The sequence below is a fragment of the Nocardioides sp. S5-5 genome (assembly GCF_054954065.1).
In genome coordinates this window covers 1-13564 of sequence record NZ_CP199913.1, presented here as the reverse complement: position 1 = coordinate 13564, position 13564 = coordinate 1, and the positions used below count along the sequence as shown (strand labels likewise).

Sequence of the window (13564 nt, the reverse complement as noted above, 5' to 3'; positions counted from 1 at the left end):
CCCCCCCCCCCCCCCCCCCCCCCACGGGTCCCCGGTCACGTTCTCCGGTCATCGGGTCCGCTCAGGTCATCCGACCGGAACAGCGGTCACCACCAGGTTCTTGCGGTAGTGGAAGTGACCGTCGCGGCGCGTCAGCTTGTCGGTGCAGGTCACCAGGACCAGGCGGTGCGCCCCGCCGGTGCTGAACACCGACGCGGGGATCCCCTTGGCCCGGCTGTACGTCGCGCGCTTGGTGATCTTGAAGCGGTAGACCTTGCCGTCCTGCTTGATCTTCACGATCTTGCCGACCTTGGCATTGCGCAGCTTCCAGAAGGCCATCGCCTTGTCGTGGTGGTCGGAGACGTGCCCGGCGACGATCGTGGTGCCGATGACGTCGTCGATCGCGGCCGACCGGTTGAGCCAGCCCACGGCGCCGTAGCCCTCGGGGATCACCATCTGGCCCTTCTTCACCCCGACGGTCACCACGGAGGCCTTGATCCCGACCTTCTTGATGGTCAGGCGGGTCTTGGCCTTCGCGAGCCGGGCCGGGAGGTCGTCGAGGCCGACGCCGGTCTCGATCCGGACCGGTCCGTACTCCTTGCGCTGCACGGTGGTCGTCTCGTTCGCCAGGCCGCAGCCGTGGCTGACGTCGACGCCGGTGACGTCGGTGGCCTTGACCACCCAGGTGTAGACGCCCGCCTTGGTCACGGTGATCGCCGGCGAGGTCGTGGTGCCGTTGCCGACCGCGAAGCTCACCTGGCCGACCAGGTGGGCCGGGGTGCACATCGCGGAGGAGGCGGAGGCGACCGGACCGTAGAGGTACGCCGTGGCCTGGCCGTCGGCACCCAGCCCCGCGATCGTGACCGTGTCGGTGAGCTGCACCGGATCGATCGCGCCCGAGGCCCGCACCGGCACCTCGACGAGCGGGGTCGCCTGGGTGGTGATCGCCGGACCCGCGATCGGCACGAAGCCGAAGTCGAGGCTCAGGTCGGCGTCGCCGTCGTGGACGAGGTCGCCGGACTCGGCGTTCCAGGTGGAGGAGTCCAGCCCGCTGTTGCCGCCCTTGCCGGCCATCGTCGGCTGCAGGCCGGTCAGTGCCGTCTGGGTGGACGGGGCGCTCTGGTCGATCTGCACCGTGTAGTGCTCACCGGCCGGCAGGACCGGCAGGTCGGTGAACTCGTAGTGGCCGGCACCGTCCGTGGTGACCGGACCCACCGGGTCGCCGTTGACGTCGGTGACCGGGTTGCCGTCGGGCCCGACCAGGATCAGCACGATGCCCGAGATGCCGGGCTCGCCCGCGTCCTGGACGCCGTCCTTGTCGGTGTCGCGCCACACGTAGTCGCCGACCGAGACCTTGGCCGGCACGAACCCGAAGTCGAGCGTCAGGTCCTCGTCGCCGTCCTCGGTCAGGTCGCCGGTGGTGGCGGTCCAGGTCGAGGAGTCCTTGCCCTCGTCGGTGCCGGCCCCCGCCTGCGTCGGCGTGTACGGCGCCAGCGCGGTCTGGGTCGAGGCCGCGTCCCGGTCGATCGACACGGTGTAGTGCTCCCCCGCGGGCAGCGTGGGCAGGTCGGTGAACGAGTAGCTGCCGTCGGGACCGGTGGTCACCGGACCCACCGGGTCGCCGTTGACGTCGGTGACCGGCTGACCGTTCGGACCGGTCAGCACCAGCACGACCCCCGGGATGCCGGGCTCACCGGCGTCCTGCAGACCGTCCTTGTCGCTGTCGACCCACACGAGGTCGCCCACGGTGACGGTGGACGGCACGAATCCGAAGTCGAGCGTCGGGTCGCGGTCGCCGTCGTCGGTCAGGTTGCCGGACTCGGCCGTCCAGGTCGAGGAGTCCAGCGGGTCGCTGCCGTCGCCGGCCGTCGTCGGTGTGTACGACGCCAGCGCGGTCTGGGTCGAGGCCGCGTCCCGGTCGATGCTGACCGTGTAGTGCAGGCCGGCCACCAGCGGCGGCAGGTCGTCGAACGAGTAGCTGCCGTCGGGACCGGTGGTCACCGGAGCGACCACGTTGCCGTGGATGTCGGTGACCGGGTGGCCGTCCGGACCGGTCAGCACCAGCACGACCCCCGGGATGCCGGGCTCACCGGCGTCCTGCAGACCGTCCTTGTCGCTGTCGACCCACACGTAGTCGCCCACCGAGACCCGGGCCACCACGAAGCCGAAGTCCAAGGTGGCGTCGCGCGCACCGTCGGCGGTCAGGTCGGTCGACTCGGCGCTCCAGGTGGACGAGTCGGTCGCGCCGGATCCACCGTCGGGACCCTCGGTCGTCGGCGCGTACGGCGCCAGCGCGTTGCGCGTCGACGTCGCGTCCCGGTCGATCTTGACGGTGTAGTGCTGACCGGCCGGCAGGACCGGGAGGTCGTCGAACGAGTAGGCACCGTCGGCGTCGGTGGTCGCCGGACCCACGACGTCGCCGTGGATGTCGGTCACCGGGTTGCCGTCGGGTCCGACGATCGTGAGCACGACGCCCTCGATGCCGGGCTCGTCGGCGGGGTCGCCCTGGATGCCGTCGCGGTCGGTGTCGACCCACACGTAGTCGCCCACCGAGACCTTGGCCGGCACGAACCCGAAGTCCAGGGTCATGTCGCGGTCGGCCGGCTGGGTCAGCGACTTCGACAGGGCCTCGCCCGTCGAGGAGTCGTCGGCCCCCTCGCCGCCGTTCGCTCCTGCCGTCGTCGGCACGTAGGGCTTGAGCGCGTCCTGGCTGTTGTCGATCGTGACCTTGTAGTGCTCGCCGGCGTCGATCGTGGGCAGGTCCGCGAAGACGTAGAAGCCGTTCGCGTCCGTGACGGTCGTGCCGATCAGGGTCGTCCCGTCGGTGTCGTAGAGCTTCACCTCGACGCCCGGGATGCCGGGCTCGCCCGGGTCCTGGATGCCGTCGCCGTTGGTGTCGACCCACACGAAGTCGCCCACCGAGACCGGCCGCGGCATGAACCCGAAGTCGAGCGTCAGGTCCTTCGCACCGGCGGTGGTCAGGTCGGTGGACTCCGCGGTCCAGGTCGAGGAGTCCAGCGGGTTGCTGCCGTCGCCGGCCGTGGTCGGCAGGTACGGCGCCAGCACCTCGGCGGGCGTCGCGACCTGGTCGATCGTGACCGTGTAGTGCTGCCCGGCCGGGAGCACCGGCAGGTTCGGGAACAGGTAGTGGCCGCTGGCGTCGGTGGTCACCGGACCGACCGGCTCGCCGTTGACGTCGTTGACCGGCTGGCCGGTCGGACCGGTCAGCTTGAGCACGACGCCCTCCAGGCCGGACTCCCCCGCGTCCTGCAGGCCGTTGCCGTCGGCGTCGATCCAGACGTAGTTGCCGACCGAGACCGCTGCCGGCGAGAAGCCGAAGTCGATCGTGTGGTCCACGTCGCCGCGGTTGCCGGTGGTGATCGCGGCCTGCGGGTAGTCGGCGACGGTCACGCCGTCGGAGTCGAGGCGGTCCTGGTTGTCGCCGGTGCCCTGGTCGGCGTCGCTGAGGCCGAGGCCCTTGAGCTTGCCGGAACCGGTGTAGTCGCCCGGCTTGTCGAGCCGGATGACGTAGTCGGTGTTGAAGTCGACGCCGTCGTTGACCGAGTCGAAGTAGTACTCGCCCCGGCTGTTGGTGACGGTGGTGGCGACGAGCGTGGTGCCGTCGGCGGCGTACAGGTTCACGGTGACGCCGGCGATGCCGTCCTCACCCGCGTCCTGGACGCCGTCGCCGTCGGTGTCGCTCCAGACCCGGTTGCCGATCTGGATCGGCGCGAGGTCGCAGAGCACCTCCATGTCGGCCATGCCCTGGCCCTTGCTGAACTGGTCGGCGCCGGTGATGTGGTTGCCGCCGTCGTTGCTGCCGTGGAAGCCGAACATCGAGATCTGGTCGTACTCGCGGGTGACCTCGTCGGGGTCCGTCGAGGCGGTGTTGCCGGTGGCCGTGAGCGCCTTGCCCGTGGCCCGGTCCATCCGGAAGTAGCCCTGCGAGAAGATGCCGCCGCTGGGGTCCATGGCGCTGGACGCGACGCCGCGCTCGCCGTTGGCCAGGGCCAGGCCGCCGAAGGCCTCCTCGGGGTGGACGCCACCGTCACCGGAGAAGAACTCGCCGGACAGGCCGCCCGGGGTCGGGGCGGGCACACCGCAGGCGCCGTTGATGTCGAGGGTGTAGACGCCGCCGACCGGGCAGGCCTTGTTGATGTCGCCGGCCACGACGTAGTCGACGGTGCCGACCAGGTTGCCGGTGCCGTCGGTGTTTTGGAAGTAGCGCGAGCTGGCGCCCATCTGCTGGTCGCCGGTGCGGTCCCGGAAGGCCATGATCAGGTCGCCGTTGCTCTCGATGACGATGTCGTCCATCCAGGCCTGCGGGTCGGAGATCCGGGTGCCGTTCTTGACCGTGCAGGTGATGCCCTGGTCGTTCCAGGGCCGGAAGGACGTGCTCTGGATGCCGCCCTCGTTGTCGCGCGGGTCGCAGTACGAGGCCAGCACCGCCTGCGCCGTACGACGGGCGTTGAGGTTCTGGTCCATGATCGTGCCGGTCGGCGCGTAGGTGTCGGCGTCGAAGGTCACGATGATCGCGCGCAGGTCGTCGAAGTCCTGGGTCGACTCGGCCGAGCAGACGCCGCCGACGTACAACGTGCCGTGGCGCTCCGCGAGGGCGCCGGGGCGCCAGTCGGAGGCGGCCGCGCAGCCCGGGTTGGCCGACAGGTCGACGGTCGTGATCGGGTCGCCCATGGTCGTGGCCCGGGCGTCGTAGACGTAGAGCTTCTTCTCGTTGAGGTTGATGACCTGGAGGTCGTCGCCGTCCTCGGAGACGTCGAGGTCGCCGAGCGCCTCCTTGCCGACGGCGGGCGCGAAGTCCCAGTCCTGGCGCCAGGGCGCGGCGGTGCTGAAGTCGTGCGCACGGGTGCCGGCGTTGGGCACGGTGCCCCAGACCGTCGTGGCGCCGCCGTCGCGCGGGGTCACGTAGATCGCGCCCGGACCCCCGGGGCCGTACGCCGTGCCGCGCTTGGCGTAGGCGGCCGAGAAGATCCGGCGGTCCTCGCGCTGGTAGCCGATGCCGTAGACGGTGCCGGTGTCGGGCTTCTTGGCGAGGACGGTCTTGCCGACGTTGGTGCCGTTGCCGCGGTAGGGGGCGCTGAACAGCGTCTCCAGGTTGTCGTTGGCAGCCAGGCCGCCGCCCGGGTTGAAGATCGCCAGCTGACAGGCGTTGACGATGAGCGGGTTCGACTGGCAGTACTCCGCGACGTCCCAGAAGCCCATGGTGACGTCGACGCTCTTGTTGTCCGCGACGGTCACGAACTCGTCGTTCGAGGAGAGGTAGCGGGCGCTGGGGGTCTCGGCCGTCCCGGTCTTCTCGCGGCCGAAGGCGGACTGGAACTTCGCCGGGTCGGGGTTGATCGCCTCGATCCGGTAGCTGCCCGTCCCGCTGATCTCGACCAGGCCGTCGGCGTCGGTGGTGAGGTCCTGTCCGTTGCCGGCGGCGTCGGTGACGCGCACCGTCACGCCGGCCATCGCGGGCTCGACGAACGGGTCGTCCCAGTCGCCGTTGGCGTTGTAGTCCTGGACCACGCGCACCTTCACGGTGCCCGGTGTCGCCGCCTGCGCGGCCGGCGTCGGTGTCGCCACCAGTGCCAGGCCCGCGGCGGCCGTCGTCAACGCCAGGAAGGCGCTCGTCCGCCTGCCACCCATCATCGCAACCTCTTCCCCATCCGAGTTGGTCGGTGGGCGTCGAGGTCCGGGCCGACGCCGCTACCGAGGCGAACCTAGGGCTCTCTCAGGCGCCGCTCAGGTGGAACTTCGAAGAGGGTCACCAAATGACCCCCCTTTGGGGGTCAACGGCTGCCCGGGCGGTCCAGGTAGCCGTCGCGCTGCGCCTCCCGGTTGAGGTCGAGCCGGGTCCGGACCTCGCGGCCCGCGGCGGCGTACTTGGCCTTCACCCGGCTCAGGTACTTCTTCGCCGTGCCCACCTGCACACCGAGCTCCTCGGCCACCGCGGCCATGCTCGAGCCGGAGGCGTAGCGCACCAGCGCGCGCTCCTCCTGGTCGCTGAACCGCGGCCGGTCGTCCCCGTCGCCGAGGACGTGGGCCAGCTCCGCGGTGAACCACTGCCCGCGTCCCAGCACCGTCCAGATCGCGGCCACCACGTCGCTCTCCTGATCCCGCTTCCCGACGACGCCGGCCACCCCGGCCCGCAGCACCCGGCGCAGCAGCTCGGGCGAGGACAGCGCCGAGAGCACCAGGATCTTGACCCCGGAGCGGACCAGGTACTGGACGTCGGCCGGCTGCACGCTCGGGCCCCGCTCGACGAGCAGGTCGAGGAGCACCAGGTGCGGCCGGTCCCGCTTCCGCGCCCCGCCGAGCCAGGCCAGCAGGTCCGGCAGGCTCTCGCCGCTCCAGGCGACCTCGAGCCCGGGCTGGGCGTCGACCAGCTCCTCGGTGCGCAGCCGCTGCAGCAGATGGTCCTCCACCACCGCGATCCGCCATCGATAGCGACGCGGACGGGTATCACTGCTCCCGCCCGCTCCCCGAGCGTGTGCAGCCACGAGTCGATCGGTCCGTCCGTGCGCGGAAAGGGTCGGTCCGAACCTAGGGATCGCCGGAGGCCTCGATGTCGCCCGAACGGCGCGCCGGGTCGAAATGACCCCCTTTTGGGGGTCAACGACGAGCGGCGATCGACCCGGGTCAGCCATACGTGTCGCGCGGGCCCCGGCTCCCGGGAGCCTTGCGCCGCCCGTGCTTCCAGCTCGGGGCGTGCGGCCCGAGCACCTCCACGACGATGACCGTGCCCGCACCCAGCTCCTCGTTGAGCCGCCGCACCACGGTCGCGGCGAGCAGCTTGAGCTGGGTCGCCCAGGCGGTGGAGTCGGTACGCACCACGAGGGTGCCGTCGACGAGCGACTCCGGCGTGCTGTGGGCGCCGATCTCCGGCCCGACGATCTCGGCCCAGCGCGCGAAGACCCCCCGCACCTGGAGGTCGAGACCCCAGCCGCGGCCGTCGATCAGCCGGCCGATCTCGCTGCCGAGGCCCTGGGGGTCGCGTCCGTCGGGGTGGGCACCGCTCAACTGCGGCTCGTTGCGGCTGCCGCGGCGCCGGAAGATCCCGCCGCCCTTCCCGGGGTTGACCCGCGGCAGGCGCCGTGCGGGCGTCGTACCGGACCCGGCCGTGCCGAGCATCTGCGCGCGCGCCAGGTCGAGCCCGTCGGGGCGGTACACCTCGGGCTGCTCCTCGGGCTCCTCAGACACGGGTCACCTTCCCCGCCGCGACGTGGAAGGTCACGCCCGCCAGCTCGGGAGGCACGTCGGCCGGCACCGCCGCGGTGACCAGCACCTGCTCGGCCCCGGCCACCAACCCGGCCAGCTGCACCCGACGCTCGGCGTCGAGCTCGGCGAAGACGTCGTCGAGCACCAGGATCGGGTCGTCGCCGTCGGCTCGCAGCAGGTCGTACGACGCCAGCCGCAACGCCAGCGCGAACGACCACGACTCGCCGTGACTGGCGTAGCCGCGCACCGGCAGCCGCTGGTCGTCGCCCGGGCCGAGGGTGAGCAGCAGGTCGTCACGGTGCGGTCCGACGAGGGTCACGCCGCGGCCGATCTCGTCGGCCTGGCGCCGCTCCAGCTCGGCCCGGAACGCCTCGGGGGTCGGCTCGGGGACGGTCGGCTCATAGCTGATCCGGGCGTCGTCGCGCGAGGCGCCGCGGGCCACGGCCTCGTAGGCCTTGCCGACGTACGGCGCCAGGTCGGCGCTGAGCGCGAGCCGGGCGCCGAGCAGCTCGGTTCCGGTCGCGACCAGGTGGTCGTCCCAGACGGCGAGGGTGGCCAGTGCGGCGTCGCGACTGGAGCCGCGGGCGGCGTAGAGCGTCTTGAGGAGGGTGTTGCGCTGCTTGAGCACCCGCTCGTGGTCGGAGATCAGGCCGGCGTAGCGGGGGGTGCGCAGCACCAGCAGGTCGTCGAGGAACCGGCGCCGGCCGCCCGGGTCGCCCTTCACGAGCGCGAGATCCTCGGGGCTGAACACCACGGTGCGCACGATCCCGGCCAGCTCGCGCACCCGCGGCAGCGGCGAGCGGTTGATCCGCGCGCGGTTGGCCTTGCCGGGGTTGAGCTCGACCTCGAGCACGGCGGTGCGGCCCTCGCGGACCACGGCGGCGCGGATGACCGCCTGGTCCGTGCCGGCCCGGATCAGCGGGGCGTCGGTGGCGACCCGGTGCGAGGAGAGCCGGGAGAGATAGTCGACCGCCTCCACCAGGTTGGTCTTGCCCTGGCCGTTGCTTCCGACGAAGGCCGTGACCCCCGGCTCCAGCTCGACGTCGACGTCGGCGTAGGACCGGAAGTCGTGCAGGCTCAGCCGCGCGACATGCACTCCGCCACCTCCCTCCGTCCGCTCACGTGACGATTCTCCCCCGAACCCGGCCCGTGAGGGGGTTCCGACAGCGTCCGCAAACCCTAGGCTGACCCGCATGACGCAACCACCCAACCCTCCCTACGGCGCACCCGACCCCTACGGTGCCCCGGATCCCTACGGTCAGCAGCCTCCGCAGCAGCCCCCGGCCTACGGGTACGGCGCCCCCGGCGGCCCCGGCGGCCAGCCCGGGTACGGCGCCCCGTCGGCCGGCCCGTTCTTCATCAACTACCTAGGCCAGGAGCAGGGCCCGATCGAGTTCGGCCAGCTCGCGCAGATGGCGGTCTCGGGCCAGCTCAAGGCCGACACGGCGGTGCGCCCGGTCGACAGCCAGCAGTACATCCTCGCCAAGGACCTGCCCGGGCTGTTCTCCGACAAGGAGTGGGTGATGACGCTGATCTTCACCTGGCTCCTCGGCGGCCTCGGCATCGACCGGTTCTACCTCGGCTACACCGGCCTCGGCGTCGCCAAGCTGCTCACCTGCGGCGGCCTCGGCATCTGGTCGCTCATCGACGCCATCTTGATCACGCTCCGCAAGGTCCCCGACGCCCAGGGCCGGCCGCTGCGCTGATGTCCACCACCGACGCGCCGGCGACCCGGCGGCCGGCGGGCTCCGAGCTCGTCGCGGCCGCCGGCGTCGTCGCGCTCGGTGTCAGCGCCCTGCTCCCGGTCGACCACGTCGAGGACGGGCCGGTGATCTGCCCGTTCCGCCGGCTCACCGGCCTGCCCTGCCCCGGCTGCGGCCTCACCCGCTCGTGGACCTATCTCACCCACGGCTGGTGGCACGACTCCCTGCACGCCCACCCGTTCGGGCCGCTGCTGGCGCTGGTCGTGCTCGGGTTGGCGGTCGTCGTGCTCCGGGCACGGCTGCGTCGTACGCCTCCACCTTCCCTGGACCGGCTGGTCAGGCACCCGGTGTCGGTCGTGGTGATCGTCGCCTGGCTCGGCTGGGCCGCGGTCCGGCTGGTCCTGGCGCTGTGAGCCGTTCGCTCAGGAGGTCGGGTTGGCCTCGCCGCCCGGAGGCGGCTCGGTGTGGACCGCGTGCCCGCCGAACTGGTTGCGCATCGCCGCGATCGCCTTCATCGCCGGGCTGTCCTCCTGCCGCGAGGTGAACCGGGCGAACAGCGAGGAGGCGATGACGTGCATCGGTACGGCGTTGTCGATCGCGGCCTGGACGGTCCAGCGTCCCTCGCCCGAGTCGTCGGCGTACCCGCGCAGCTCCTCGAGGTGCTCGTCGGCCTCGATCGCCTCGGTGAGCAGGTCGAGCAGCCAGGACCGGATGACCGTCCCGTGTCGCCAGGACTCGAAGACCGCCGGCACGTTCTCGACGACGTCGACCTTCTCGAGCAGCTCCCAGCCCTCGGCGTAGGCCTGCATCATGGCGTACTCGATGCCGTTGTGGACCATCTTCGCGAAGTGCCCCGCACCCGGCGTCGGCCCCGCGTGGACCGCCCCGCCCTCCTCGGGCTTGAGCGCGTCGAAGGCGGGCTGGACCTTCGCGATGTCCTCGGCGGAGCCGCCGTACATCAGGGCGTAGCCGTTCGCCAGGCCCCAGACGCCACCGGAGACGCCGCAGTCGACGAAGCCGATGCCCTTCTCGGCGAGGGAGGCGGCGTTGAGCGCGTCGTCGGTGTACTTGGAGTTGCCGCCGTCGACGACCAGGTCGCCCGCGCCGAGCAGCTCCTTGAGCTCCGCGATGGTCGAGCGGGTCGGCTCTCCGGCCGGCACCATCACCCAGACCACCTTCGGTGAGGGCAGCGCCTCGACCATGGCGGCCAGACTGCTCGCGTCGGCGAGATCCGGGTTGCGGTCGTAGCCGACCACGGTGTGGCCGGCGTCGCGCAACCGGGTGCGCATGTTGCCGCCCATCTTTCCGAGTCCGACGAGTCCGATCTGCACGGCGGTTCTCCCTCCGATTGGCGGTGCGGCTGGATCAGCTGAGCAGGCGGCGCGGCATCAGCAGGTAGCGGAACGACCCGCCGTCCTCGGCCTCGCCCTGGTCGCCGGTGCCGCTGATCACGACCGGCTTCGAGGGCTGGGTGAAGGCCAGCTCGACGACGGGCTGGTCGATGGCGGTGAGGCCGTCGAGCAGGAAGGTCGGGTTGAAGCCGGTGACCAGGTCCTCGCCCTGGATCTGCGCGGCGACCGACTCCGAGGCCTGCGCGTCGTCGCCGGAGCCGGCGTCGAGGACGAGGGCGCCGTCGCGGAAGCTGAGCTGGACCGCGGTGTTGCGGTCGGCGACGAGCGAGACCCGCTTGACCGACTCGATCAGCTCCTGCCGGTCGATCTTCGCGACGGTCAGCTTCTCGTTGGGGAACAGGCTGCGGACCTTGGGGAACTCACCGTCGAGCAGACGCGTGGTCGTGCGCCGTACGCCGCCCGGGCCGGTGCCCTCGAAGCCGATGATGCCCTCACCCGAGCCGGATGCGGACAGCGCGATGGTCACCTCGGGCCCGGCGGTCAGCGACTTCGCGGTGTCGCCGAGCACCTTCGCCGGGACCAGCGCGGCGAGCGTGGCGTCGGGGGTGCCGGGGTTCCAGGTGAGCTCACGCTGGGAGAGGCGGAACCGGTCGGTCGCCAGCAGCGCGATGGTCGCGCCCTCGATCTCGAGGCGAACGCCGGTCAGCACCGGGAGCATGTCGTCGCGGCCCGCGGCGGTGACCGCCTGGGCGACGGCGTGCGCGAAGACCTCGCTGGGGACGGTTCCGGTCGCGGCCGGCATGTCGGGGATCGTCGGGTAGTCCTCGACCGGCAGCGTCTGCAGCGAGAACCGGGACGAGCCGCAGGTCAACGAGACCCGGGTGCCGTCGAGGACCAGGTCGACCGGCTTGTTGGGGAGGCTGCGACAGATGTCGGCGAGCAGCCGGCCGCTGACCAGCGCCTTGCCCTCGTCGCTCACCTCGGCCGCGAGGGTGGCCCGAGCGGAGGTCTCGTAGTCGAACGTCGAGAGCACCAGCCCGTCGTTGCCGGCCTCGATGAGGAGTCCCGCGAGCACAGGCGCGCTGGGCCGGACGGGCAGGCTGCGCGCAGCCCAGGCGACGGCGTCGGCGAGGACGTCGCGGTCGACACGGAACTTCACGTCGTCGTACCTCTCACATGGTTGTCGGGAGTTGCATCCTGCCACGTGGCCCCTGAGCGCTGCACGGCGAGGGAATGATCCACAGCTCGGGGGTCCGGAGGAGTTCCGGCGATCGAGGTCCGCATGTAGTCAGGGAGTGGTCATAGCGGTGGTGGAAACTGTGGAGAACCGACGTTTCCGCAGATGAGCGGCCATCTGGCCGGTGGATGACGGCTGTGGAGGAGATCGGGAATCACCAGGGCCGATGTGCACCGGGCGGCCGGTGTGGAGGACCGCGCAGGTGCCTCCACGGAATCCTCCCCGTGTAGTTCTCACAATTTCGCGGGTCTTGTCCACAGGCGCGTGGTCTCGACCTCCGGGGCTCTCAGCCCTGGCGGGCCTGCATCTTGACCCGGTTGGTCAGCTCGCTGACCTGGTTGAAGACGGCGCGCCGCTCGCCGAGGAGCTGGTTGATCTTGCGCTCGGCGTACATCACGGTCGTGTGGTCGCGGTTGCCGAACTGGGCGCCGATCTTCGGCAGGGACAGTCCGGTGAGCTCGCGGCACAGGTACATCGCGATCTGCCGGGCCATCACCAGGTGCCGGCCGCGGCTGGGGCCGGTGAGCTCGTCGATGGAGAGCCCGAAGTACGCCGCGGTCTGCGCGATGATCAGCGAGGCGGTGATCTCCGGCTCGCCGCCCTCGGGGATCAGGTCCTTGAGGACGATCTCGGCCAGCGTCATGTCGACGTCTTGCCGGTTGAGGTTGGCGAAGGCCGTCACCCGGATCAGCGCGCCCTCGAGCTCGCGGATGTTGGTCTGGATCTTGCTCGCGATGAACTCGAGCACGTCGGAGGGTGCGGTGAGCCGGTCCATCGCGGCCTTCTTGCGCAGGATCGCGATCCGGGTCTCGAGGTCGGGCGGCTGGACGTCGGTGATCAGGCCCCACTCGAACCGGTTGCGCAGCCGGTCCTCGAGCGCCTCGAGCCGCTTGGGCGGGCGGTCGGAGGTGAGCACGATCTGCTTGTTGGCGTTGTGGAGCGTGTTGAACGTGTGGAAGAACTCCTCCTGGGTCTGGGTCTTGCCCTCCAGGAACTGGATGTCGTCGATGAGGAGCACGTCGATGTCGCGGTACTTGCGCTTGAACCGGTCCTGCCGGTCGTCGCGGATCGCGTTGATGAACTCGTTGGTGAACTCCTCGCTCGACACGTAGCGCACCTTCGAGCCGGCGTAGATCGTGCGGACGTAGTGGCCGATCGCGTGCAGCAGATGGGTCTTGCCGAGGCCGGACTCGCCGTAGACCAGCAGCGGGTTGTAGCTGCGCCCCGGCGCCTCGCTCACCGCGACCGCGGCGGCGTGGGGGAAGCGGTTGGACGAGCCGATGACGAAGGTCTCGAAGGTGTACTTGGGGTTGAGCCGGGACTCGCCGCTCGGCGTCGCGGGCGGGGCGCTGAGCCCGGGCATCGTGCCGAGGTCAGGAGGCTGAGTAGATGAATCGATGGATCGATTTGTCGACATGGCGACTTGTCGATCCTGCGGCTCGACGGGCGCGACGTCCTCGCGGGGCCGCTCGAAGGCGGGCGCCGGCTCGAAGGAGCCGTAGGAGGGGGCGTCGTACGCCGGGCCGTCGTCGTACGGCGCGGAGCCGGCCGGCTCCGCGCCGAGCTCACGGCGCAGCGAGCCGTCGACGGTGACCGCGAGCTGGACGTCGTGACCGAACCGCTCGGTCAGCGCATCCTCGAGCTCGCCGCGCAGCCGGCCCTCGAGCCGCTTGCGGGTGAAGTCGTCGGGAACCGCGACGATCGCGGTGGTGCCGTGCAGGGTGACCGGGCGGCTGGCCTGGAGCCAGGCGCGCTGGTGGGTCTGCAGCTCGCTGACGACCGTCACCCACTCCTGGACGAGACGGGCCGTGGCCGGATCGACGGGCGGGACGTCGGGTGCGGGGGTGCTGGTCTCGTCCTGGGGCTGATCCGGGCTGCCGGTCACGCCACTCCCTCTCGCTCGTCTGTCTGCCGCGGAGCAGGAAGGGTCGCTGTCGACGCTGGCTCCACAGGTTTGTCCACAGGTTGTGAACTCTTGCATCATCGGGGTGACAATGCCGAACCGAGGCCGGTCCGGACCCTCCTCTGACGACAGTTTGCGCAGGTCAGCGGCGCTTTCCCGAGATGGAAGG

General features: G+C 71.1%; 9 protein-coding genes. 2 read left to right on the top strand and 7 right to left on the bottom strand.

Features of this window, described 5'->3' with window-relative positions; translation table 11 throughout:
- Positions 1-66: 66 nt before the first annotated feature.
- From ACUP6Y_RS00045 to recF, 4 genes are all read right to left on the bottom strand, one after another.
- Positions 67-5628, bottom strand: a complete 5562-nt coding sequence (locus tag ACUP6Y_RS00045; RefSeq protein ID WP_462553540.1) for an SdrD B-like domain-containing protein — start codon at positions 5626-5628, stop codon at positions 67-69.
- 143 nt (positions 5629-5771) lie between these two features.
- Positions 5772-6407 (bottom strand): hypothetical protein, encoded by a 636-nt coding sequence (locus ACUP6Y_RS00040; RefSeq protein ID WP_462553539.1) that lies wholly within the window; start codon positions 6405-6407, stop codon positions 5772-5774.
- Between the two features lie 214 nt (positions 6408-6621).
- The gene (locus ACUP6Y_RS00035; RefSeq protein WP_462553538.1) at positions 6622-7182 is read right to left on the bottom strand and encodes a DciA family protein; all 561 of its coding nucleotides are present in this window, start codon (positions 7180-7182) and stop codon (positions 6622-6624) included.
- On the bottom strand, positions 7175-8296 hold the full coding sequence (recF, locus tag ACUP6Y_RS00030; RefSeq protein ID WP_462553537.1) for a DNA replication/repair protein RecF: 1122 nt from the start codon (positions 8294-8296) through the stop codon (positions 7175-7177). The genes ACUP6Y_RS00035 and recF overlap by 8 nt, the downstream gene beginning before the upstream one ends.
- 97 nt (positions 8297-8393) lie before the next feature.
- Between recF and ACUP6Y_RS00025 the strand changes: the two genes are divergently transcribed.
- Both ACUP6Y_RS00025 and ACUP6Y_RS00020 read left to right on the top strand, forming a co-directional pair.
- Entirely contained in the window at positions 8394-8906 is a 513-nt protein-coding gene (locus ACUP6Y_RS00025; protein ID WP_462553536.1) for an NINE protein, read from the top strand.
- Positions 8906-9316 (top strand): DUF2752 domain-containing protein, encoded by a 411-nt coding sequence (locus ACUP6Y_RS00020; protein ID WP_462553535.1) that lies wholly within the window; start codon positions 8906-8908, stop codon positions 9314-9316. The genes ACUP6Y_RS00025 and ACUP6Y_RS00020 overlap by 1 nt, the downstream gene beginning before the upstream one ends.
- Positions 9317-9325: 9 nt before the next feature.
- On the opposite strand, the gene gnd is transcribed toward ACUP6Y_RS00020, so the two are convergent.
- The 3 genes from gnd to dnaA form a co-directional block, all read right to left on the bottom strand.
- Positions 9326-10234: a phosphogluconate dehydrogenase (NAD(+)-dependent, decarboxylating) gene (gene gnd, locus ACUP6Y_RS00015; RefSeq protein ID WP_462553534.1), complete on the bottom strand. Its 909-nt coding sequence runs from the start codon at positions 10232-10234 to the stop codon at positions 9326-9328.
- 34 nt (positions 10235-10268) lie between these two features.
- The gene (dnaN, locus tag ACUP6Y_RS00010; protein WP_462553533.1) at positions 10269-11414 is read right to left on the bottom strand and encodes a DNA polymerase III subunit beta; all 1146 of its coding nucleotides are present in this window, start codon (positions 11412-11414) and stop codon (positions 10269-10271) included.
- 364 nt (positions 11415-11778) lie between these two features.
- A complete protein-coding gene (gene dnaA, locus ACUP6Y_RS00005; protein ID WP_462556823.1) occupies positions 11779-13278 on the bottom strand; it encodes a chromosomal replication initiator protein DnaA in 1500 nt (499 codons plus the stop codon).
- Positions 13279-13564: the final 286 nt, after the last annotated feature.

Excerpts from the sequence above, each read along its gene's own strand:
- ACUP6Y_RS00045 (WP_462553540.1), bottom strand. The coding sequence starts at position 5,628 with ATGGGTGGCAGGCGGACGAGCGCCTTCCTGGCGTTGACGACGGCCGCC.
- ACUP6Y_RS00025 (WP_462553536.1), top strand. The coding sequence starts at position 8,394 with ATGACGCAACCACCCAACCCTCCCTACGGCGCACCCGACCCCTACGGT.
- ACUP6Y_RS00020 (WP_462553535.1), top strand. The coding sequence starts at position 8,906 with ATGTCCACCACCGACGCGCCGGCGACCCGGCGGCCGGCGGGCTCCGAG.